Origin of the sequence: Roseovarius indicus, from assembly GCF_008728195.1 — a bacterium.
GTDB lineage: Bacteria > Pseudomonadota > Alphaproteobacteria > Rhodobacterales > Rhodobacteraceae > Roseovarius > Roseovarius indicus.
On sequence record NZ_CP031598.1, the window covers coordinates 893,573 to 915,831 of the forward strand.

Genomic DNA, 22,259 nt, shown 5'->3' on the forward strand with positions numbered 1-22,259 from the left:
TCAGACTTTCACCCCGACATTGGGCACGGTCGTCACGCTCTGAATGGAGGTCGGCCGCGGCCGGGCGCCCCACCGGGCCAGGACGATGTCGCAAAGCTGCACGACGCGCGGCGTCGCGGCATCGGCCGGCACGCGCATCAGCCGCCGGCGCGAGGGCAGGGAGGTCAGGCGCAGCAACGCCGGCGCCCCGATCATCGGCACCCCGATCGGCAGCAGCCACAGGAACAGTTCGGGCGTCAGGTACCACGCCGCCAGCATCCCGGCACAGCCCGTCAGCGTGATCCACCACGCCGCCGACACCGCCTCCGACCAGCTCAGAATTCCGTCGCCCCGGTTGTTCGTGGGCCAGCCCCCGTCGCGCCGCATCAGCACCTGCGACACCGAGCGCACGGCGAACATCATCAGCACCGGCGCGGTCAGTGACGACAGCGCCAGCTCCGCCAGCGTCGACAGGAACACCCGTCCGATACCGCCAAACCGCTTCGCCTCGCCAGTCACGGCCGAGCGCAGCGCGATCAGCAGCTTGGGCAGGAACAGCAGCCCGAAAATCCCGATCGCCAGCCCGATCGCCATCGACGCCTCCGAGGGCGGGAAATACGGAAACGGCCAGCCCGGCACCGGGAAATAGTTGGGCGGCGTCACCAGAAGCGGCGCCGCGATCGACGCCAGGATGAACCCCATCCAGAACAGCGGCGCGATATACGCCATGATCCCCTGCGCGAAAACGAAGCGCGACCAGGGCTTCAGCCCGGGCGCCCCGATGATCCGCATGTGCTGCAGGTTCCCCTGGCACCAGCGACGGTCGCGCTTGGCATGATCCACAAGGTTCTCGGGGCCTTCCTCATAGGATCCCTCGAGATCGTCATCCAGCCGCACGGTCCAGCCGGCCCGCGCCAGAAGCGCCGCCTCGACATAGTCGTGACTCATCACGTGACCGCCGAAAGGCGGCTTGCCCTTCAGCACCGGCAGCCCGCAGGATTGTGCAAAGGCCCTGACGCGGATGATGGCATTATGCCCCCAGAACGGCCCGGTGCGGCCCTGCACCATGGCCAGCCCGCGCGCAAAGACCGGCGAGAAAAAACTCGCCGAGAACTGCATCGCCCGCCCGAAATGCGATTGCGCCCGGATGATCTTGGGCAGCGTCTGCAACAACCCCAGCCCGGGCTCCGCCTCCATCCGCCGGATCATCCGCAGGATCGTCTCGCCTTCCATCAGCGAATCCGCATCCAGCACCAGGGCGTAATCATAGGCCGCCCCCGACCGGGTGATGAAATCCTCGATGTTTCCGGCCTTCTTGCCGACGTTGTTCTCGCGGCGGCGATAGAAGAACCGGCCGGCACCGCCGCACTCCCGCACCATCCGCTCGAAGACCTCGCGCTCCTGCTTGGCGATCGCCTCGTCGCGCGTGTCCGACAGGATGGCGAAATGAATATCCGCCGGGTCGCCCGTCTCCCGCAGCGAGGCCTCCATCGCGGCCACCCGCGACAGGCTCTCGACCGGGTCCTCGTTGTAGACAGGCATCAGGATGCAGGTCCGGCCCTTGATCGGCGCGACATTCTCCCCCTCCGGCGGCCGCGCGCGCGTGGTCATCCCCACGAACGCCGTCACCGCCCCCCACGCCAGCCACAGCGTCGAGATCAGGATTAGCACGGCGCGGAACACGTCGAGCCATGTCAGCCCGTCGGCATCGCCAAACTCAAGGAAAAGAAAAAACGCCCCGATCCCGGCAATCAGGCTGAGGGCGATCATTGCCGTTCTCAGAACGAACAGAACGGCAAAGGAACGGCGGTTCAGGACCATCGACCGATCAGGCGCTCACATCCACGGAACTCGCGGCGCGGCCGCTCATCCTCAGCCGCCGCCACAAACGGCGGACAGGTCCGCCATCCGTTTCGATGTCCTGGGTCGGCATCGCCAGCGGCGCCGTGGGAAGGCCATCGACCTCCCCCGCGCTCTGGGCAGGGCCATAAACAGATGTGCCGTCGCGGGCCATCATGATGGAATGGGCGATCTCGTCGCCAGTTGTTATTGTTCCGTCAGCCATTGAAAGAGCCATGTCTCCGTGAGCTTCTGACCATAACCTTCTATGCGCGCTGAAAGCTCGATCACGTTTCCCTGTGCGACCACGTCCAGGATCAGACGCCAGACATTGCTTTCAGGGACGTAATGCAGAACCTGTGTCGTTATGCTTCCGCCAACCGCCGACGCCACGATTGACAGGTCTTCAACGGCGTCCGCCGGCAAATGTTCCATCGGGCCACCGAAAAAATCGATGACGAACTTGCGCGATCCGTCCTCGTTCTCCACGCCCGACACGCCGCCGACCCCGGCGCGCGACGCGATCACATAGGCCACGTCGCCATCCTCTTCGGGGGGCAGATCACCCCAGTGCAGCCGATAGCTCAGCGTCATCTCGCTGCCCGCCTCGGCGGGTACTTCCGGGATCCAGAAGGCCACGATGTTGTCGTTCACCTCCAGCTCCGATGGGATCTCCACCAGCCGTATCGTGCCCCGGCCCCACTCCCCGATCGGCTCCACCATGCAGGACGGGCGCCGCTCATAGATCGCGGCGGCATCCTGGTAATGGTCGAAGTCGCGGTTGCGCTGGCACAGGCCGAACTTCAGCGGCGTCTCTTCCTTGAGATAGCTCGACGCCAGCCGCGGCGGGTTCGACAGCGGCCGCCAGATCCGGTCGCCGTTCCGCCGCTCGATCGCCAGCCCGTCATTGTCATGCACCGCCGGGCGGAAATCGTCGAACCTCGCCCGGTTCCGGTCGCCGTATAGGAACATCGAGGTCAGCGGCGCCACCCCGACCTGCCGCACATCCTCGCGGAAGAACAGCGTCGCGGTCACCTCGAACACCGTGTCCTTTCCCGGCAGGATCACGAACTGGTAGGCGCCCGTGACCGACGCGCTCTCCATCGCGGCCCAGACGGTGATCCGGTCGCTTCCCGGCGCGGGCCGTTCGATCCAGAACCGGGTGAAGCGCGGAAACTCCTCCTTCACGTCCATCGCCGTGTTCAGCGCCAGCCCCCGCGCAGAAAGCCCATAGCCCGACCCGCGCCCCAGCGCCCGGAAATACGACGCGCCCTGGAACGCCACCAGCTCGTCCATGATATCGGGGCGGTTCAGCGGCGTGTGCAGCCGGAACCCGGCCACCCCCGGCAGCGGCGCATGCTCGGGCACCTTGTCCCGCGACTCGCGCTCATAGATGAAATCGTCGGTGTCGAAATTCATCGGCGCCGCCCGGCCGTCGGCCACCTCGAAAAGATGCACCGGCGCCTTGAACAGCCACCCCATGTGGAACGCCTGAAGCTCGAACCGTGTGTTGTCCACCTCGCCGAACCGGGCCCGCTCCGGGTCGAACCGGATCAGCCGGTAATCGTCGTAATTCAGGTCGTTGAGGAAGCTGTCCTCGATCAGTTCGGGCTCATACTCGCGGCCAGCCGCCGCGCGCATGTCCTCGACGAGCCGCTCGAAACTGAAGGGCTGGCCGGCCTCGCCTTCGGCGTCGGAATCGATGGTCACCACGTCTTGCGCCACCGCACCACCGGCGCCCAGCATCAGAAGGGCGGAAGACGTAAGAAGAACCCCGCGGCGCGTAAGGCAGACAGTCTTTGATCTCATCGGGAACAGCATCCGTATCTTGTGCATTTCGCCAGCGAGATCGGCTCGCGCGGGCATTCGAGTCGCGTTTGGTTTACACAAAGTTGTGTAGTTAAAAACCGGGAATCGTTGGCTTTCCCCGGAAACTGTCCGAAATGCGCAAAACGGCGCGCATTGTGGCGTATACCTGCCAATCTACGAGGCACATATCGGCAGGTCGCCGCCAAACAGACCTCTCATACAGCCCTCCGGGCGATTCGATTGATCCCTGTGCAACCGAGCTGCCGGCCGCATGTGCCGGCCGGCGCCGTGCCCCGACACGTCCTTTCAAAAATGTTGACAGATGACAGAATTTTTGAAAGTTTGAGGCGACTGAACAAAGAGGAAGACAATGCGCGTAGCGGTACTGGACGACTATCAGGGCGTCGCCCTCAAGCTGGTGGACTGGGGCACGCTGCCCGGTGTCACCGTGGTTCCCTTCCGCGATCACGTGCATGACCCCGACCTCCTTGTCGCCCGGCTTCAGGGCTACGACGCGGTGATGCGGATCAGGGAGCGGACAGAGTTTCCGCGCTCCGTGCTGGAGCGCCTTCCCGACCTCAAACTCTTCCTTGCCACCGGCATGCGCAATGCACGTTCGCTTGATCTCGAGGCCGCCGACGACCTCGGTATCACCGTCTGCACAACGAATGCGCTTCACCAGACCACGGTCGAGGTCACCTGGGCCCTGATCTTCGAGCTGATGCGCAACCTGCCCGCCGAAACCGAATCGCTGCGCGCCGGCGGCTGGCAGGTGGGTCTGGGCCGCGGTCTTGCCGGCAAGACGCTCGGCATCGTGGGCCTGGGCAACATGGGCATTCCCGTCGCGAAGATCGGCCAGGTCCTCGGCATGAACGTCGTCGCCTGGAGCGCCAACCTCACGCCCGAACGCACCGCACCCCATGACGTCACCTGCGTCACCAAGGACGAGCTTTTCGCCACCTCCGACGTCATCACCCTGCACCTGCCGCACAGTGACACCACCGAAGGCACCGTCGGCGCCCGCGAACTCGGCCTGATGAAACCTCGCTCGGTCATCGTCAACACCGCCCGCCCGGCCCTCTGGGACGAGGCCGCACTCTACGCCGCGCTCCGCGAAGAACGCATCGGGGGCGCCGGCATGGATGTCTACATGGTCGAACCGCTCCCCGACGATCACCCGTTCCGCCATCTGCGCAACGTCGTGGCCACCCCGCATATCGGTTTCGTCACCGAAGAGAATTTCGAGATCTTCTACCGCCAGACACACGAGAACCTGCGCGCCTATCTCGACGGCTCGCCCATCAACGTCATCAGCGGCAGCCGCCCCTTCCTGCCCGACTCGCAGGTCGCCCAACAGATGCACGCGCAGAAGCTGGCAAGCTCGAAACGCGCCTGAACACGGCGGCGGCGCCCCGACGCGCCCCGCATCACCCGAACACGGATACCAAGGAAAGAAGGACGTCATGGAGGACTACGAACTGTTCATCGGCGGCGAATTCGTCAAAACCGCCGATCAGGAATACTTCCCCGCCATCAACCCCTACACAAGCAAGGCCTGGGCCAACATCCCGCAGGCCAGCGACGCGCAGGTGGCCGACGCCATCGCCGCCGCCCGCCAGACCTTCGAAGGGGCCTGGTCGAAAGTTTCCGGCGCCGAACGCGCCCGCCTCATGCACCGCCTCGCCGACCTGCTGCAGGAAAACGGCGACCGCATGGGCCTTCTCGAAAGCACCGATAACGGCAAGGTCATCCGCGAAACCCGCAGCCAGATGAACTTCGCCGCCCGGCAATACCGCTTCTTCGCGGGTTACGCCGACAAGCTCTGGGGCAAGGTCATCCCGCTCGATCAGCCCCAGATCTTCGACTACGCCACCCGTGAACCCATCGGCGTCGCGGTGCTCATCACCGCCTGGAACTCGCCCATGGGCCTCCTGTCGAACAAGCTCGCCCCGGCCCTGGCCGCGGGCAACTGCGTCGTCATCAAACCCTCCGAACACGCCTCCGCCACCACGCTCGAATTCGCCCGCTTCGTGGAACAGGCCGGCTTTCCGCCAGGCGTGGTCAACGTCGTCACCGGCGACGCCCGCGTCGGCAAGGCACTCCTGACCAGCGGCCGCATCGATCGGGTCAGCTTCACCGGCAGCCCGGGCGTCGGCCGCGAGATCGCCGCCAATGCCGGCCGCGCGCTGGTGCCCTCGACGATGGAACTGGGCGGCAAGTCCCCCAACATCATTTTCGAGGACGCCGATGTCGACAAGGCCATCATCGGCGCGCTCGCCGGCATCTTCGCCGCCACCGGCCAGACCTGCATCGCCGGCTCCCGCCTTCTGGTGCAGCGCGGCGTCTATGACCGCGTCTCCGAGGAACTCGTCCGCCGCGCCCAGCAGATCAAGATGGGCGACCCCACCGACAAGGCCACCGAGATGGGCACCGCGGCCAACGAACCACAGTTCAACCGCATCCTCGGCTCGATCAAGGGCGCCGTGGACGAGGGCGCCGAGCTTGCTGTCGGCGGCAAGCGCGCCGAAGGGGCCGACCTCGAAAACGGCTTCTTCGTCGAGCCCACCATCTTCACCGGCGTCAGCAACGACATGACCATCGCGCAGGAAGAGGTGTTCGGCCCGGTCCTCTCGATCCTCCCCTTCGACACCGAGGAAGAGGCCATCGCCATCGGCAACGACACCAAGTACGGCCTCGCCTCCGGCATCTGGACGACCGACCTCAACCGCGCCATGCGCGTGTCGAAATCGATCATGGCCGGCACCGTCTGGGTCAACACCTACCGCTCGGTCGCCGTCCAGGCCCCCTTCGGCGGCTTCAAGGATAGCGGCTTCGGCCGCGAACGCGGCGAATACGCGCTCGACGAGTTCACCAACACCAAGAACGTGATGATCGACTTTTCCGACGAAGAGCGGGACCCGTTCGCGATCAAGGCATGACCTCCGGGTCGGACACTGTGCTGAAGGAGGCTGCATAGATGGCAGAAGTAATGAAAATCGTCGTGGCCGGCTGTGGGATAGCCGGCCTCTCGGCCGCCGTTTCCGCGGCCGAGCAGGGGGCGTCGGTCACCGTGCTCGAACGCGCGGTCAAGGAGGAGCGCGGCGGCAACACCCGCTGGACCGAAGCCTTCATGCGCATGAAATCCGAGGAGGAAGTGGCCGACGATTTCGTCGATCACTTCATGGACAATGCCGGCTGGCACCTCGACCCCTCGCTCATGAACGAAACCGCCCGCGACTATGCCGAATGGCCGGCCATCGTGAAGGCGCTCTCCTTCACCGACCCCGAGATCATCGGCACCCTCGCCGCCGAAGCCGGCCCGACGCTTTCGTGGCTCAAGGAACACGGCATCCGCTTCTCCGACATGCCCACCTACCTGCTGACCCAGTCGACCACCCGCATCTGCCCCGTGGGCGGCGGTCAGGCACTGGTCGACGCGCTGGCCGCCCGCGCCGAAGAGCTCGGCGTCGACTTCCGCTACGAGACCACGGCCGTCGAATTCCTCCGCGACGACAGCGGCCAGGTCACCGGCCTCCGCGCCCGTACTGCCGACAACGGTGCCCTCATCGACCTCCCCGGCAAGGTCATCCTCGCCTGCGGCGGCTTCGAGGGGAACGCCGAGATGCAGTCGCAATATTACGGCGAACGCGCCCGCTACATCCGCCCCGTCGCCCGCGGCGGCTATTACAACCGGGGCGAGGGCGTGCGCATGGCACTGGCGCTGGGCGCCGCCACCTGCGGCGACTTCTCCGAATACCACGCCGAACCGATCGACCCGCGCTCCGGCGTCTCCGAGCCGATCGTCTTCAACTTCCCCTACGGCATCCTCGTCGACCAGTCGGGCAACCGCTTCATCGACGAGGCCTCCGCCACCGTCGACGCGATCTACGAAAACGTCGCCCGCACCATCAACAAGCTGCCGGGCGGCGTGGCCTACCTGATCTGCGACGAACGCCTGGATGAGGTCGAAAACTGGCAGCGCAGCGTGCGCAGCGACCAGAAGCCCGTGACCGCCGACACCCTGCCGGAACTCGCCCAGAAACTCGGCATCGAACCAACCGCCCTCGACCAGACGGTCACCGCCTACAACGCCGCCACCACCGAAGGCACCTTCCGCCCCTTCGAACTCGACGGTCTCGGCACCACCGGCCTCACCCCGCCGAAATCGAACTGGGCGCTGCCCATCGCCAAGGGCCCGTTCCGGGCCTGGCCCATCAGCTCGGCCAACTGCTTCACCTTCGGCGGCCTGCGCTGCAATTCCAGCGCCCAGGTCCTCGACGGCGAAGGCCGGGTCATCCCCAACATCTACGCCGCGGGCGAGACGATGGGCCTCTACTACAAGCGCTACACCGGGGCGACCTCGGTGCTGCGCGGCGCCGTCTTCGGGCGGATCGCCGGACAACATGCCAGCGGCGCGAGGGCCTGACCCTCGCGCCCCGCGCGCAACGCAAAAAACAGACAGGGAACCATAAGAAATGACGATCAAGCACCCCACGCCCGACACCGTCCGCGATCTCTCCGACCGGCTGGGCCTCAACCTCGCCGAAAAGGATCACCCCCTCTACGCCGAGCTGATGCAGGGCATGGTGGAAAGCTATGAACGTCTCGACGCGATGGAGGCTCCGGGTCCCGACCGGCCCGGCCGTGGCAAGGTGGGGCAGGCGCCCGACGAGGCCCAAAACCCCCACGCTGCCTGGACATGGATGGGTCCGATCGAACCCACCGGCAAGGGCGTGCTCGACGGCTACGAGGTGGGCGTCAAGGACGCGATCTGCGTCGCCGGCATGCCCGCCCCCAACGGCTCGGCCCTGCTGAAGGATTTCATCCCCGATTTCGACGCCACCGTCGTCACCCGCGTTCTCGCCGCCGGCGGCACCATCAAGGGCAAGACCGCCTGCGAAAACCTCTCCTTCTCGGGCCACAGCCACACCAGCAATCCGCCCGTCCAGAACCCCAACGCCCCGGGTTTCGCCGCCGGCGGCTCCTCCAGCGGCAGCGCCGCGGCCATTGCGGCGGGCGACATCTCCATGGCGCTCGGCTGTGACCAGGGCGGCTCCGTCCGCATCCCCGCCGCGTGGTCCGGCATCGTCGGCCTCAAGCCCACCCACGGCCTCGTGCCCTACACCGGCGCCTATGCCATGGACGCCACCATCGACCACTGCGGCCCGATGGGCGCCACCGTCGAAGACATCGCCCGCCTCCTGACCGCCATCGCCGGCCCCGACGGGCTCGACGTCCGGCAGGCGAACGTGCCCGACACGCCGGTGAACTACCTCGACGCCCTCTCCGACACCACCGCGCCCAAGCGCATCGGCCTCGTCAAGCAGGGCTTTGGCCGCCCCGAAAGCGAAGCCGACTCCGACGCGCTCGTCCGCGAGGCCGCCGACACCTTCCGCGCCGCCGGCGCCGTGGTCGAGGAAATCGACCTGCCCACCCACATGGACTGCTTCGACGTCTGGAGCGCCATCGTCGTCGGCGGCACCTCCGAACTGATGTTCAAGCAGAACGGCATGGCCACCTTCGAGGAAAACTTCACCGACCCTGCCATGCTCGAGGCCATCTCCGGCTGGCGCGCCAACCCCGAAGGCATCTCCCCCACCGCCATCCCGCCCTTCCTGATGGGCAGCTACATGGCGGAAAATTACCAGAACCGCTTCTACGCCAAGGCGCAGTCGCTCCTGAAATGGATGCGCGCGGGCTATGACAAGGCGCTGGACCAATACGACATGCTCGTCATGCCCACGATCCCCTTCCGCGCCACCGCCATGCCCGGCCCCGACGCCACCCTGCGCGAACGCATCGAACTGGCCCTGCCCATGGTCGGCAACACCGCGCCCTTCAACGCCGCGGGTCACCCCTGCCTCTCGATCGCCTGCGGCACGGTCGAAGGCCGCCCCGTCGGCATGATGCTGGTCGGCAAGCATTTCGGCGAGGCGGGCCTCATCTCTGCCGCCGCGCAGTACGAAAAAGCCCGGGGAGCCTGAGCATGACCGACCTGACAAAGCTGAGCGCCGTGGAAGCCGGCCGCAAGATCGCCGCCGGCCAGTTCAAATCCGTCGACCTTGTCGCGGCCGCGCTGGTCCGCGCCGAAACCCTCGACGACCGCTTGCACGCCTTCGCCCTGCGCCTCGACGAAGACGCGCTGGCCGAAGCCAAGGCGCTCGACGCCGAAACCGCCGAGGGCAAAAGCCGCGGGCCCCTCCACGGTGTGCCCGTCGCGGTGAAAGACCTCTGCGACATGGCGGGCCACCCCACCGCCGCCGGCCTGCCCATGTTCCGCGACCGCACCGCAAAGGCCGACGCCACCGTCGTCGAACGCCTCCGCGCCGCCGGCTGCGTCATCATCGGCAAGACCGAGCTCTCCGAAGGTGCCCTCGCGCTCCACCACCCCGACGTCACCAAGCCGGTGAACCCGTGGCGTGACGACCTCTGGACAGGCTCCTCCTCCTCCGGCTCCGGCGTTTCCGTGGCCGCCGGCATCGTCCCCGCCGCCATCGGCAGCGACACCGGCGGCTCCATCCGCTTTCCGGCGCTCTGCAACGGCATCGTCGGCCTCAAACCCACTTGGGGCCGGGTCAGCCGCCACGGCGTCTTCCCCCTTTCCTGGACCCTCGACCATGTCGGCCCGCTCGCCCGCACGGTCGAAGACGCCGCCGCCATGCTGCAGGCCATCGCCGGCCGCGACGACAACGACAGCACCACCATCCCCGCGCCGGTCCCCGACTACCTCGCCGCCACCGGGGCAGGGGTGAAGGGCCTGCGCATCGGCTTCGACGAGGGCTACGCCACCGACGGCGTCATCCCCGAAACCGTCGCCGCGATGAAAAAGGCGCTCGCCAGCCTCGAAGGGCAGGGCGCCACCATCTGCGACTACACCATGCCCGACACGTCAGCGGCCAACGCCGCCTGGACCCCCATCTGCCTCTCCGAGGCCTGGAGCGTCCATGAAGAGCTCGCGGTCGACACGCCCGAGGGCTATTCCGAAGGCTTCCGCGAGGCGCTTGCCGCCGGCAAGGCCTTCACCGGCGCCGACTATGCCCGCGCCAACCTTGCCCGCCGTGAATTCGTGGGCGCGCTCGACCGCGTCTTCGCCGAGGTCGACCTGCTCCTCGTCCCGGTCACCCCCAACCCGGTGCCCACGGTCGAGGAATTCGCCCGCATCTGCCCCGACCCCGAAGGGCTCGAACGGCTGATCCGCTTCACCTGCCTCTACGACGTCTCGGGCAACCCCACCATCACGCTCCCCGCGGGCCTGTCGGAAACCGGCGAACCGCTGGCCTTCCAACTCGTCGCCCCCCGCCTCGAGGAAGCCCGCCTCTTCCAGGCCGGCAAGGTAGTGGAAGAGGCCTTCGGCTTCGACAACCTCGCCCCGCTCGACTGACGGGGGCGACCGCACGATCGGGCAAACCGACCTCAGTGCCGGTTTGCCGACCCTACGCGACTGCGCGGAACAAGGGCGCGCCCCGCCACCCATCGGCGGGATGAATGACCGCGTCTTCCCGCTTGAAAGGCTCTGTCTCAAATATCGATTCACCTGTGCTCGTAACCGCGATTGTCGTGGTCCGCTGGCTGTCGCCTTTGCCTGATGCGACCACGCACTTGCCCGACGTTAACCTCTGCACTAACTGCACGGCGTACCAAATCGATACCAAGTTACGAGACCTTCAATGCGTAGTTTTCCAATTCCCTTTAATGAGCCTGAACGTCTGGCCGCAGTACAAGCTCTTTCCGTAAGTCCCGACGAGGAGCCAATTCTCAACGAGATTGTCGACATGGTTCGAAAGGAGCTCGACGTCCCGACAGCCCTGGTAAGCATCGTCGATCAAGACAAGCAATGGTTCGCCGCGCGGGATGGGTTCCCCCTTTGCGAAACGTCGAGAGATTACTCGATCTGCTCCCACGCAATCCTCCGCAGTGACCCGCTCGTGCTGTGCGATACGCTCGCCGACCCGCGATTCCGTGACCATCCCGTCGTGGTCAATCCTCCGCATGTCCGGTTCTACGCAGGCGCGCCCATTGTGCTGTCGTCCGGCCTCAGGGTCGGCAGCCTCTGCGCTCTCGACTACGTGCCCCGTGAACAGCCTTCAGCCTCATCGCTGGCAACGCTGATCGGGCTGTCTCACGTGGTCGCAAGGGCGCTGGAGCGCCCCGGCCGAAACGCCACGAACACCGAGGCAAGACAGGAAAACGCGGGCCGCGTGGCAAAATCCGAATTCATCTCGCTGATCGGTCATGAATTGCGCACGCCCCTGACGATAGCATTGGGCAGCCTGAAGCTGCTGGAGGGCACCGACAAGGCCTCTTCCGCCAATTCGCTGTTCACGTCGGCCTTGAAAGCGACCGAACACCTGCAAGACCTCGTCGAAAGGATCATTGAATTCGCCGATGCTTCAACCGGTGAGCTTCGGCTCAACGAGCAGGTATGCGATCTGACTGACATCGTCGCGTCGATTGCCGAACTGAAACTGCCGGGCGCAGACGGCGAAGCAAAATCGATAAGGCGAAGCGATCAGGAAACTTCGCTGAAAGCGCGCGTGGATTCCGACCAGATCAGACTGGCGCTTGACGCGTTGGTCATCAATGCCGTTCAGCACGGCGGGTCGGAAATCCTTGTGGGTATCGGCAGAGACGGTGACGGAAACATCGAACTGAATGTCTCGGACGATGGCGAGATGAACGACAACGTTGACCTGTCTTTCCTCGATGAACCGTTTGTTGTCGGTGGCAGTCTCGACAACCGGTCTACCGAAGGCGGTCTGGGCCTCGGTCTTCCCCTGACGCGGAAACTGGTCGAACTCCATGGCGGGGAATTGCAGATTTCCTCGTCCCCGGGCCGCACATCCGCCGTGATCCGCCTGCCTGCGTGGAGAGAGGAACTGGTCGGCTCCGGCCCATAAGCCGACCATGTCGACCGATCCGGAACGGGCCGGACAGCCGAGCAAGCTTTGCCCCGAACGTTCAAAGAAACGCGGGCATGGGGCCTGCAACCGTCAGGAGTGCCTCCCTGCCTGACCGCTGCGGCTTAAACCTCTTCCACCCGCACCGGAAAAACCTCTTCCGGCGCCGCGATATCCATCAGGTGAAACACCGTCAGTTCGTACACACGCCCCGCGTAGATCTCCGGAGGAGTGAACGGAAATGCCAGGTTCCCGGCCGTCGACTTCCGCCCCGGGAACCCGAAATGCAGCAGGTATTGCTTCGCCGTCCGCAACACCTCCGTCGCCCGCGCCTCTGTGGGTGCAAGGCATTCCACCACCACCCCGATCTCGCCGGGCTCCACATGCGGCACCACCGGCTTTCGCACCCCGTCCTTGCCGTAGAAGCGAAAGATCAGCCGGTAATCCTTTTCCTGCCCCTCGCAGACAAGGCTCTCCACCAGCGCTTCCAAGCCCTCGGCAATCTCGTCCGTGTTGGCGATGAAGGAGGGGTCCGCACTCGCCGCCAGCAGGATCGACCGATGCCCCAGCGCCGCGGCGCCCTCGAGCTTGATGCAATACCGATCCGTCGGCACGAACCGCGCGCCCTCGGCCCGCGTGCGCCGCGCATCGAGCGCCGCATAGGTCACCTCCGACAAATCCACCCGGCCCGCGGGTTCCAATATCGAAAACGGATCGGACTGTTCGTACAAGCTGTGCGCCGCCACCGAAGAGGGCGTCGCCGCCCGGTCCGGGTTCATGCTTTCCAGCTCGAACCCCTCGTCATCCAGCGTCGCCAGGATCGGGTCGCGCCCCCCCGGCACACAGCAGACCGACGCGCATTCCACGATCTTCGCCAGGTGAATCGCCAAACCTTCCGGAAACCCCAGCAGGATCGGCATCGCCGCGAAAATCCCCGTATCGCACGCCCGGCCCGCCACGATCACGTCGGCCCCGGCCTCGAATGCCCGCTGGAACGCTTCCATCCCCATCTGCGCCACCAAATGCGTGACGCCCCGCACCGTCTCGGCCGTCAGTTCCGGCATTCCGTCCAGCGACCGAACGCCACCGGCCTCGATCGCGGCAATACAGGCCTCCCGGTCGATATCCGCCGGAATGCTCGCCAGCCGGAACGACAACCCGTCCTCTGCCGCGATCTCGCGGATCAGCTCCAGCACGCCGTCCAGGTGCGGCGCCGCCCCGGCCGACCCGGCCGAACCGATGACCAGCGGAATATCCAGCCGCCTTGCCGCCAACAGCACCTTGCGCAGATCGCGCCGCGCACTGGCCCGCGACACCGCCATTTCCCCGCTGCCAAGGTAATAGGGCCCGATATCGAGCGATCCCATGTCACAGCCGATCATGTCCGGATCGCGCGCCAGCGCCGCCTCGAACGCGGCGGTCGGCACGCCATAGCCCAGCTGGCCAGAGGCGCCCACGATCCGGATCGGCCGCCGCCTGCCTTCGGCAAACGCGGCCCGAAGCGTGGCAAACCGGCTCATAGTTCGAAATCGAGCAGGGGGCGGTGCTGCTGCGCGCCGTAAACGTCCCGGTCGCCGAAACTGCCCGACACCGTCTCGCGCGGCATGGTCAGCTTTATCGCGCGCGCGGGCGCGAAGGAAAACATCCGCAGGTCGCCATCGGCCACGCCGTACTGCTCCCGCAGATAGCCGCGCAGGTCATCCTCGCGCGCGGCCACGCGCTCATAGCTTTCCGTATCCGGAAACAGCAGGTCTATCGTCAGGACGCACGGCCCCGCATTCTTGGATCTCACCGCCGTGGCAAGCTCGGAAAGTCGCATGTTTCCACCTTTTCTGCTCCGGTTCAAATAAGTTGGAAAACTGCTATCTGTCAACAGTTGACTGATTGGCGCGACTTCGTCTAATCTCGACCCGAGCCTAAGATGGAGACCTCATGGACACCGAGACCACGCCCCCGGACCGATCCTCGCTGACACGCCGTCAGCGCCTGCGCGCGCTGATCGACAGCAACGAGGCCTTCATCGTGCCCGGCGTCGCCAACGCGCTCGGCGCGCGGCTGGTCGAACAGGCGGGTTTCGGCGCCACCTACATCACCGGGGCAGGGGTGGCCAACAGCCATCTCGGCATGCCCGATCTCGGCCTGCTCACCCTCACCGAACTGGCCGAAACCACCGCCCGCATCGCCGATGCCTGCACCCTGCCGCTTCTGGTCGATATCGACACCGGCTTCGGCAACGCGGTGAACGTCAACCGCACCATCAAGGTGCTGGAACGCGCCGGCGCCTCCGCCGTCCAGATCGAGGATCAGGTCTTTCCCAAGAAATGCGGCCATTTCGACGGCAAGCAGGTCATCCCGCTGCCCGAGATGCTGGGCAAGGTCAAAGCCGCGCTCGACGCCCGTGTCGACCCCGACCTGCTGGTCGTCGCCCGCACCGACGCCGCCGCCGTCACCAGCATGGACGACGCGCTCGACCGCGCCCACGCCTTCATCGAAACCGGCGCCGACATCGTCTTCGTCGAGGCCCCCCGCAGCCGCGCCGATATCGAGCGCATCGCCGCCCTGCCGGTGCCCACGGTCATGAACATCGTCATCGGCGGCCGCACCCCGATGCTGTCGATGGAAGAACTCGGCGAACTGGGCTTCTCCATCGTGCTCTACGCCAATGCCCTGCTCCAGATCACCATCGCCTCCAACCGCGAACTGCTCGGCGTGCTGGGCCAGCAGGGCTCGCTGATCGGCTTCGAAGACCGGCTTGCCTCTTTCGACGAAAGACAGAAAGTTCTGGGCATGGACGACTTCACCGCGATGGAAAAACGCTACGCCGAGGGGTAACCACACGATGACATCCGGGGCCCGGCGCCTGCCGGCTGTCTACATGCGCGGCGGCACCTCCCGCGGCATCATGCTGAACCGCAAGGACCTGCCGCAAGACCGCGCCGAATGGGCGCCGCTCTTCCTCGCCATCATGGGCTCCCCCGACCCCAACCGCCGCCAGCTCGACGGCATGGGGGGCGGCATCTCCTCCCTCTCCAAGATCTGCGTCGTCGGCCCCTCCACCCGTGCCGGGGCCGATATAGACTACACCTTCGCCCAGGTCGACGTCACCTCGCCAACGGTCGAATTCGCCGGCGCCTGCGGAAACATGTCCTCCGCCGTCGGCCCCTTCGCCGCCCAGCAGGGGCTCGTCGACACCCCCGCCGACGGCCCCGTCACCCTCACCGTGCACGACACCAACACCGGCAAGCTGATTCGCACCCGCTTCGCCATGTCCGGCGGCTGGCCCGCCACCACCGGCGACACGGCCATCGACGGCATCGCCGGCACCGGCGCGCCCGTCTGGCTCGACTTCCAGGATCCCGCCGGCACCCGCACCGGCGCGCTTTTCCCCACAGGGTTGCGCAGCGAGCTTCTGGGGCAGGGCGCCGACACCGTCCGCGCCTCGCTGATGGACGTGGCCAGCCCCTGCGTCTTCCTGTCGATGAACGACCTCGGGTTGAAATCCCTGCCCACCCCCGACGCCCTCACCGCCGACGCGCAGCTCCTCGACCGCCTCGAAACCCTGCGCCGCGAGGCCTCGCAGCGCATGGGCCTCACCGCCACCGAAACCGAGGCCGCCGCCCTCCGCAGCGTCCCCCGCATCGGCGTCGTCGGCCCGCCCGCACAGCAAACCACCCTCTCGGGCGAAAGCCTCACCCCCGACGACATGACCATCGCCATCCGGATGATCTCGATGGGCGACCCGCACCGCGCCGTTCCCGTCACCGCCGCGCTCTGCCTCGCCGCCGCCGTGGGCATCGAGGGCACCGTGCCGGCCGATGTCGCCCGCCCGGGCGACGCGCCGCTGCGCGTCGGCCATCCGTCCGGCGTCACCGAAGTCGCCGCCGAGGTCGCCACCGGCCCCGACGGCACCCCGCATGTCGCCTCCGCCAGCGTGGTGCGCACGTCGCGCATCCTCTTCCGCGGCGAGGTTTTTTACTGAACACGGTAGACACGAGGCCGTAAACTGCTGACATTACGCAAATACGCGGGGAGGCGTCGGGCGACATGAGCAGACGGTCGCACCGCCCACAGATCCAAACGAAGCCTGCAGAGGAGAGCAAGGCGCAATGCTGAAACCAGTACAGGCGGAAAATCTCGGGCAGCTGGCCTTCGAGCGGCTGGAACATCTCATCCTGACCGGCGAGGTCGAACCGGGCGACAAGCTGAGCGAGGCCGACCTCGCCCGCCAGCTCGGCATCAGCCGCGGCCCCCTGCGCGAAGCCATCGGCCGGCTCGAGGGGCTGGGCCTCGTCACCCGCAAGGCCAACCAGCGGCCCCGCGTCACCGCGCTCTCCAAGGTACAGCTCATCGAGCTTTTCGTCTTCCGCGAGGCGGTCGAGGGCATGGCCGCCCGCTACGCCGCAATGAACGCCAAGCCGGCCGAGCTCAAGCGCCTCCGCAAACTGCTCGAATCGCACGGCGAAGACCCCGACCTGCGCCGTGGCGTCGGCTACTTCCAGGGCAGCGGCAACACCGACTTCCACCTCCAGATCGCCCAGGCGTCGCGCAACTCCCGGCTGCACGACTACCTCGCCGGCCCGATCTACTCGATCCTCCGCCTCTACCGCCGCCGGTTGAGCGAGGTGCCCGGCCGCGCCGGCGAGGCGCTGTCGGAACATATCGGCATCCTCGAGGCGATCGAGGCCGGAAACGCCGACCTCGCCGAAAGCCGCATGCGCGCCCATATCGGCGCCAGCCGCCAGAATGTGCACGACTTCATGCAGGACCCCGACTAGCCGCCCCGCGGCAGCGATTCCCTGCATCTTTCCCCGACATAAGGGCATCCGCCCGCCTGCAAATTGATCGCCCGCATGCGAACCGGGCGGCGTGACGCGCCGTCTGTCTGGTTCTTGTGCAAACGTCAGCAAAGATGGCTGTCGCGGCGATGCAAAACTGCCATCTGTTGACAGATTACATTTTATCGGCAACAGTTATCCCAGGCCCGGGGGAGTACCGGGTCTCCGCGGATGCGGGCCCAACAGAAAAACGCATTGAAACAGGGGAAACGAAATGACTCAGATCTCACGTCGCAGCTTGCTTAGAATGACCGGTGCCGCTGCCACCGCGCTGGCGGCGCCGGCGATCCTGCCCCGCCGGGCCTTCGCCTCGGACATGATCGAGGTGGGCGCCCTGCACGACAGCTCGGGCAGCCACAGCATCTACGGCAAGGAAATGGACGACGCCATGAAACTGGCCGTCGAAGAGATCAACGAGGCCGGCGGCGTCATGGGCCGCCAGATCAACCTCACCGCCTTCGACACGGGCTCGAACATGCAGAACTACGCCCAGTTCGCCCAGCGTCTCGTCACCTCGCAAGAGGCCGACGTGGTCTTCGGCGGCGTCAGCAGCGCCTCGCGCGAAATCATCCGCCCGATCTTCAACCGCTCGAACACGCTCTATTTCTACGACACGTTCTACGAGGGCGGCGTCTGCGACAAGAACGCCTTCGTGATGGCCGAAACCCCCGCCCAGATGATCGGGCCGGCCCTTGAAAAGCTGGTGAAAGACGGCGGCGTCAAGACGATCTACACCATGTGGGCCGACTACAATTACGGCTACATCTGCTCGACCTGGCTGGAAAACTTCGCCAAGCAATACGGCGCCGAGGTGATCGCCAAGGAATTCTTCCCGCTCGACGTGACAGACTTCTCGGCCACCATCACCAAGATCCAGAACGAAAGCCCCGACCTCGTGGTCTCGGGCCTCGTCGGCGGCAACCATATCGGCTTCTACCGGCAATGGCCGGCGGCCGGCATGCTGGGCCAGATCCCGCTGCACTGCACCGTCTTCGGGCCTTGGGAAAAGAACCTCCTCCAGCCGGAAGAGATCGAGGGGCTCACCACCTCCTACCACTACTACGAAACCATCGACACGCCGGAAAACGCCGCCTTCCTCGACAAGTGGCACGGCCGCTTCGGCGACGACTACCCCGAGATCGGCACGCTGGCGGTCTGCACCTACAACGCCGTCAACATCTGGAAACAGGCCGTCGAACAGGCGGGCTCGCTCGACCGTGACGCGGTCGTCGCGGCCATGGAAACCGGCATCAGCTTCGACGGTCCCGGCGGCACCATGCAGGTCGACCCCGAAACCCACCACGCGATCATGTCGACCGTGGTGGCCGAGGTGCAGAACGGCAAGTTCGAGATCATCGGCAAGAGCGAGAATGTCGAACCTCTCGACACCTCCGCCGTCTGCGACCTGATCGCCGACCCGAACCAGTCCACCCAGTACCAGCCGTAAAGGCAACACGACCCCGGCCCGCCGCGATCACAGGCGCGCGGGCCGGCCATACCGACCGGCAGGGAGTTAAGCGCATCATGGCGATCGCAACCATCCAGATTCTCAATACCATCGCCAGTCTCGCGCTCATCAGCGTCGGGCTGGCGATCATCTTCGGCATGATGAAAGTGATGAACTTCGCCCATGGCGAACTGCTCATGCTCGGCGCCTACAGCGTCCAGACCGCCTATTCCAACGGCGTGAACATCTGGATCGCCATGTTCGTCATCGCCCCGCTCTTCGTCGGGCTCGTCGGCATCCTCATAGAACTGCTGGTGATAAGGCACTTATACGGCCGGATGATGGATACGCTCCTCGCCACGTGGGGCATATCACTCTTCATCACCGGGCTGATCACCATGATCTTCGGCAACGTGACGCAGGGCATCTCCACCCCCCTCGGCTTCTACGAGATCGGCGGCATCCGCGACAGTGCCTACAAGTTCCTCATCATCGGCGTCACAATCGTGGTCTTCGGCGGCATCTACCTCGTGCTCAAGAAAACCCGCCTCGGCCTCATCGCCCGCGCCACCATGAACAACCCGGGCCAGGTCGCCGTGCTGGGCGTGAACCCCCGCATCGTCTACACCGTCACCTTCGCCGCCGGCGCCGCCATCAGCGGGCTCGCCGGTGCGGTGCTCGCCCCGGTCACCGGCGTCGTCCCCACCATGGGCGCGGCCTATATCGGCAAGGCCTTCATCACCGTGATCTGCGGCGGCGACGCGATCTTCGCCGGCACGGCCATCGCCTCCATCCTCTTCGGCTCGATCAACCAGGTGACCACCATCGTCTCCACCGCCGAGTTCGGCGAGGTCGCCCTCCTGATCGGCGCGCTCCTGATGCTCCGGCTCCTGCCCAAGGGCATCTCCAGCCTCGTCTCCAACCGGGCGGTGTGACCATGACCAGATCCCTGACGATACAACTCGGCCTCGTGGCGGTCATCGGCGCGGTCCTCGTGATGGTGCTGCCCCAGCTCATCGGCATCGACCGCGTGCTGCAGCTCACCCTCAACTTCGCCTTCTCGATCCTCGCCCTCAGCCTCGCCTTCATCTGGGGCTACGCCGGCATCTTCAGCTTCGGGCAGGCGGCCTTCTTCGGCGTCGGCGCCTATGCCTACGCGGCGGCCGCCATCAATTTCGGCGAAAGCACCTGGGCCATCCCGATGGCCATCATCGTGCCGGTCATCCTCGCGGTGCTGCTTGGCTACTTCATGTTCTATGCCCGCCTCACGGCCATCTACGTGGCGGTCATCACCCTCGTCGTCACCCTCATCATCTACAAGTTTATGGGCCAGACGGCGAAGCCCAGCTACATGATCGGCAACGCCTCCCTCGGCGGCTACAACGGCATCCCGGCCATCCCGCCGCTCAACGTCCCCGGCCGCCCCGATCTCTGGGCCGGCCCGACCGAAATGTTCCGCATCGCGGGCTTCGCCCTCATCGCGGTCTATATCGGCCTGCGCCTCCTCCTGGTCTCGCGCCTCGGCCGCGTCCTCGTCGGCATGCGCGAAAACGAGCTCCGGATGGAACTCCTCGGCTTCGATCCCCGCCTCCTCAAGGTCATCGCCTTCGCCATCAGCGCCGGCATCGCCGGGCTCGGCGGCATCCTCTTCGCCAACTGGAACGCCTTCATCGATCCGCATGTCTTCAACCTCGCCTTCGCGGCCCAGCCGATCATCTGGGTCATCATCGGCGGCGTCGGCACGCTATCCGGGCCGATCCTGGGCACCTTCATCCTCTCCACGCTCTCGCTGGAACTCGGCACCCAGAAAGCCCTCGACGTGAACCTCGTCCTCGGCGCGATCTTCACCATCTTCGTGCTGCTCGTGCCCCAGGGCATCATCCCCAGCATCCGCACCTTCCTCGAAAACCGCGGCATCGGCACGGGCGCCAGGAAAGAGGTGCCAGCCCATGACTGACACCATGACCGACACCGCCACCCCGATCCTCTCGACCACCAATATCGGCAAGCAGTTCGGTGGCGTGAAAGCCCTCGAAGGCATCGACTTCGCGCTGGCCGAGGGCGAGCTGCGCTGCCTCATCGGGCCCAACGGCGCAGGCAAGAGCACCTTCTTCCGCTGCCTCACCAAGCAATACCAGCCCACCACCGGCAAGGTCTTCTTCCGCGGCCGCAATGTCAGCCGCCTCAAGACCCACGAGATCGCCCGCCTCGGCATCGGCATCAAGACCCAGGTGCCCAACGTCTTCGACGGGCTCACCGTCCGCGAAAACCTCCACCTCGCCGCCTCCGCCCGGATGAGCGGCCACGAGGCCAGCACCGCCTGCGACGAGGCGATCGAGCGCATGGCGCTGCAACGCATCGTCCACGAACGGCTCGACCGTCTCTCCCACGGGCAACGCCAATGGGTCGAACTGGCGATGATCATCACCAGCCGCCCCTTCCTCATCCTGCTCGACGAACCCACCGCAGGCATGACCAGCGAGGAGGTCGGCAAGACCGTCGAGTTGATCCACGAGATCAACCGCGACACCGCCCTCGTCATCGTCGAACACGACATGAATTTCGTCCGCGCCATCGCCCGCAAGGTCACCGTCTTCCACCAAGGCAAGATCTTCGCCGAGGAATCCGCCGACGAAATCATGCGCGACCCGAAAGTCGGCGAAATCTACCTCGGCAAAAGGAACACGGTGCAATGACCCTGTTGGCGATCGAAGGCCTTCACGCCGGCTATGGCCGCATCCCGATCCTGCAAGGCATCGACATGGCCGTCGCACGGGGCAGCTTCACCGGCGTGCTGGGCCATAACGGCATGGGCAAGACCACCCTGATGCGCACCATCATGGGCCAAATCACCCCCACCGCCGGCCGCATCACCCTCGACGGGCAGGACATCACCCGCCTCTCGACCCATGGCCGCGCCGCCAAGGGGCTGGCCTATGTCCCGCAGGGGCGCGAGATCTTCTCGAACCTCACGGTCGAGGAGAACCTGCAGATGGGCCTCCTGGGCCTGCCCTCCCGCGCCGAACAGAAAACCGAGATGGCGCGCATCCTCGAAGACCTGCCGCGCCTCAAGCCCATCCTCACCCGCAGCGGCGGCGTGCTCTCGGGCGGCGAACAGCAGATCCTCGCCATCGCCCGCAGCCTCTGCACCAACCCGACGCTCCTGATCCTCGATGAACCCACCGAGGGCATTCAGCCCTCCATCGTCGAAGAAATCATCGACATCCTGCACGCGCTGCGCAAATCGCGCGACCTGACGGTGCTGCTCGTCGAACAGAAGCTGGATTTCATCGAGGCGCTGGCCGACACCACCTTCGTCATCCAGCGTGGCACGATCACCGGCACGCTCTCCCCCAAGGAAATGAGCGACCCCGACACCGTGCGCGAATTCGTCGGCCTCAGCTGACGAAGAAACGGGGCGCTCGGGTCTTCTCCCGCTCCGCGCGCCCCGCC

General features: G+C 65.9%; 19 protein-coding genes. 14 read left to right on the plus strand and 5 right to left on the minus strand.

Translation table 11 applies throughout. From position 1 onward, the window contains the following. Genes mdoH through RIdsm_RS04270 form a run of 3 tightly spaced genes read right to left on the minus strand, consistent with a single transcriptional unit; the run spans nucleotide 1 to nucleotide 3,627 of the window. Complete coding sequence (mdoH, locus tag RIdsm_RS04260) at nucleotides 1-1,800, minus strand: glucans biosynthesis glucosyltransferase MdoH (RefSeq protein ID WP_074940468.1); 1,800 nt, start codon at nucleotides 1,798-1,800, stop codon at nucleotides 1-3. A gap of 7 nt (nucleotides 1,801-1,807) precedes the next feature. Continuing rightward, nucleotides 1,808-2,044 carry a hypothetical protein gene (locus RIdsm_RS04265; RefSeq protein WP_057820559.1) on the minus strand — a complete coding sequence of 79 codons (237 nt, stop codon included), beginning with the start codon at nucleotides 2,042-2,044 and terminating at the stop codon, nucleotides 1,808-1,810. Continuing rightward, a complete protein-coding gene (locus RIdsm_RS04270; protein ID WP_143100505.1) occupies nucleotides 2,026-3,627 on the minus strand; it encodes an OpgD/OpgG family glucan biosynthesis protein in 1,602 nt (533 codons plus the stop codon). Before RIdsm_RS04270 ends, RIdsm_RS04265 begins: the two co-directional genes overlap by 19 nt. Before the next feature lie 370 nt (nucleotides 3,628-3,997). Between RIdsm_RS04270 and RIdsm_RS04275 the strand changes: the two genes are divergently transcribed. The 6 genes from RIdsm_RS04275 (at nucleotide 3,998) to RIdsm_RS04300 (ending at nucleotide 12,524) form a co-directional block, all read left to right on the plus strand. Next, nucleotides 3,998-5,023: a D-2-hydroxyacid dehydrogenase family protein gene (locus RIdsm_RS04275; RefSeq protein ID WP_074940465.1), complete on the plus strand. Its 1,026-nt coding sequence runs from the start codon at nucleotides 3,998-4,000 to the stop codon at nucleotides 5,021-5,023. Between the two features lie 67 nt (nucleotides 5,024-5,090). Next, nucleotides 5,091-6,566: an aldehyde dehydrogenase gene (locus tag RIdsm_RS04280; protein WP_057820557.1), complete on the plus strand. Its 1,476-nt coding sequence runs from the start codon at nucleotides 5,091-5,093 to the stop codon at nucleotides 6,564-6,566. A gap of 38 nt (nucleotides 6,567-6,604) precedes the next feature. Beyond that, complete coding sequence (locus RIdsm_RS04285; protein WP_057820554.1) at nucleotides 6,605-8,053, plus strand: FAD-dependent oxidoreductase; 1,449 nt, start codon at nucleotides 6,605-6,607, stop codon at nucleotides 8,051-8,053. Nucleotides 8,054-8,102: 49 nt separating this feature from the next. Further along, the gene (locus RIdsm_RS04290; protein WP_057820552.1) at nucleotides 8,103-9,611 is read left to right on the plus strand and encodes an amidase; all 1,509 of its coding nucleotides are present in this window, start codon (nucleotides 8,103-8,105) and stop codon (nucleotides 9,609-9,611) included. Nucleotides 9,612-9,613: 2 nt separating this feature from the next. Further along, nucleotides 9,614-11,008: an amidase gene (locus RIdsm_RS04295; RefSeq protein ID WP_057820550.1), complete on the plus strand. Its 1,395-nt coding sequence runs from the start codon at nucleotides 9,614-9,616 to the stop codon at nucleotides 11,006-11,008. A 286-nt stretch (nucleotides 11,009-11,294) separates the two neighbouring features. Beyond that, on the plus strand, nucleotides 11,295-12,524 hold the full coding sequence (locus RIdsm_RS04300) for a GAF domain-containing sensor histidine kinase (protein ID WP_074940461.1): 1,230 nt from the start codon (nucleotides 11,295-11,297) through the stop codon (nucleotides 12,522-12,524). A gap of 125 nt (nucleotides 12,525-12,649) precedes the next feature. On the opposite strand, the gene RIdsm_RS04305 is transcribed toward RIdsm_RS04300, so the two are convergent. Next, the gene (locus RIdsm_RS04305; RefSeq protein ID WP_057820541.1) at nucleotides 12,650-14,044 is read right to left on the minus strand and encodes an acyclic terpene utilization AtuA family protein; all 1,395 of its coding nucleotides are present in this window, start codon (nucleotides 14,042-14,044) and stop codon (nucleotides 12,650-12,652) included. Next, on the minus strand, nucleotides 14,041-14,343 hold the full coding sequence (locus tag RIdsm_RS04310; protein WP_057820538.1) for a DUF4387 domain-containing protein: 303 nt from the start codon (nucleotides 14,341-14,343) through the stop codon (nucleotides 14,041-14,043). Before RIdsm_RS04310 ends, RIdsm_RS04305 begins: the two co-directional genes overlap by 4 nt. Nucleotides 14,344-14,456: 113 nt before the next feature. Between RIdsm_RS04310 and RIdsm_RS04315 the strand changes: the two genes are divergently transcribed. From RIdsm_RS04315 to RIdsm_RS04350, 8 genes are all read left to right on the plus strand, one after another. Further along, complete coding sequence (locus tag RIdsm_RS04315) at nucleotides 14,457-15,356, plus strand: isocitrate lyase/PEP mutase family protein (RefSeq protein WP_057820536.1); 900 nt, start codon at nucleotides 14,457-14,459, stop codon at nucleotides 15,354-15,356. A gap of 7 nt (nucleotides 15,357-15,363) precedes the next feature. After that, nucleotides 15,364-16,503 (plus strand): PrpF domain-containing protein, encoded by a 1,140-nt coding sequence (locus RIdsm_RS04320; protein WP_057820534.1) that lies wholly within the window; start codon nucleotides 15,364-15,366, stop codon nucleotides 16,501-16,503. 127 nt (nucleotides 16,504-16,630) lie between these two features. Beyond that, complete coding sequence (locus RIdsm_RS04325; protein WP_057820532.1) at nucleotides 16,631-17,299, plus strand: GntR family transcriptional regulator; 669 nt, start codon at nucleotides 16,631-16,633, stop codon at nucleotides 17,297-17,299. Between the two features lie 307 nt (nucleotides 17,300-17,606). Beyond that, a complete protein-coding gene (locus RIdsm_RS04330; RefSeq protein WP_057820531.1) occupies nucleotides 17,607-18,806 on the plus strand; it encodes an urea ABC transporter substrate-binding protein in 1,200 nt (399 codons plus the stop codon). A 77-nt stretch (nucleotides 18,807-18,883) separates the two neighbouring features. Then, nucleotides 18,884-19,741 (plus strand): branched-chain amino acid ABC transporter permease, encoded by an 858-nt coding sequence (locus RIdsm_RS04335; RefSeq protein ID WP_057820530.1) that lies wholly within the window; start codon nucleotides 18,884-18,886, stop codon nucleotides 19,739-19,741. 2 nt (nucleotides 19,742-19,743) lie between these two features. Then, nucleotides 19,744-20,763, plus strand: coding sequence for an ABC transporter permease subunit (locus RIdsm_RS04340; protein ID WP_057820529.1), 1,020 nt, complete (start codon nucleotides 19,744-19,746; stop codon nucleotides 20,761-20,763). Beyond that, nucleotides 20,756-21,502 (plus strand): ABC transporter ATP-binding protein, encoded by a 747-nt coding sequence (locus tag RIdsm_RS04345; RefSeq protein WP_235607832.1) that lies wholly within the window; start codon nucleotides 20,756-20,758, stop codon nucleotides 21,500-21,502. Before RIdsm_RS04340 ends, RIdsm_RS04345 begins: the two co-directional genes overlap by 8 nt. Continuing rightward, nucleotides 21,499-22,212 (plus strand): ABC transporter ATP-binding protein, encoded by a 714-nt coding sequence (locus RIdsm_RS04350; RefSeq protein WP_057820527.1) that lies wholly within the window; start codon nucleotides 21,499-21,501, stop codon nucleotides 22,210-22,212. Before RIdsm_RS04345 ends, RIdsm_RS04350 begins: the two co-directional genes overlap by 4 nt. The last annotated feature ends 47 nt before the right edge of the window (nucleotides 22,213-22,259 follow it).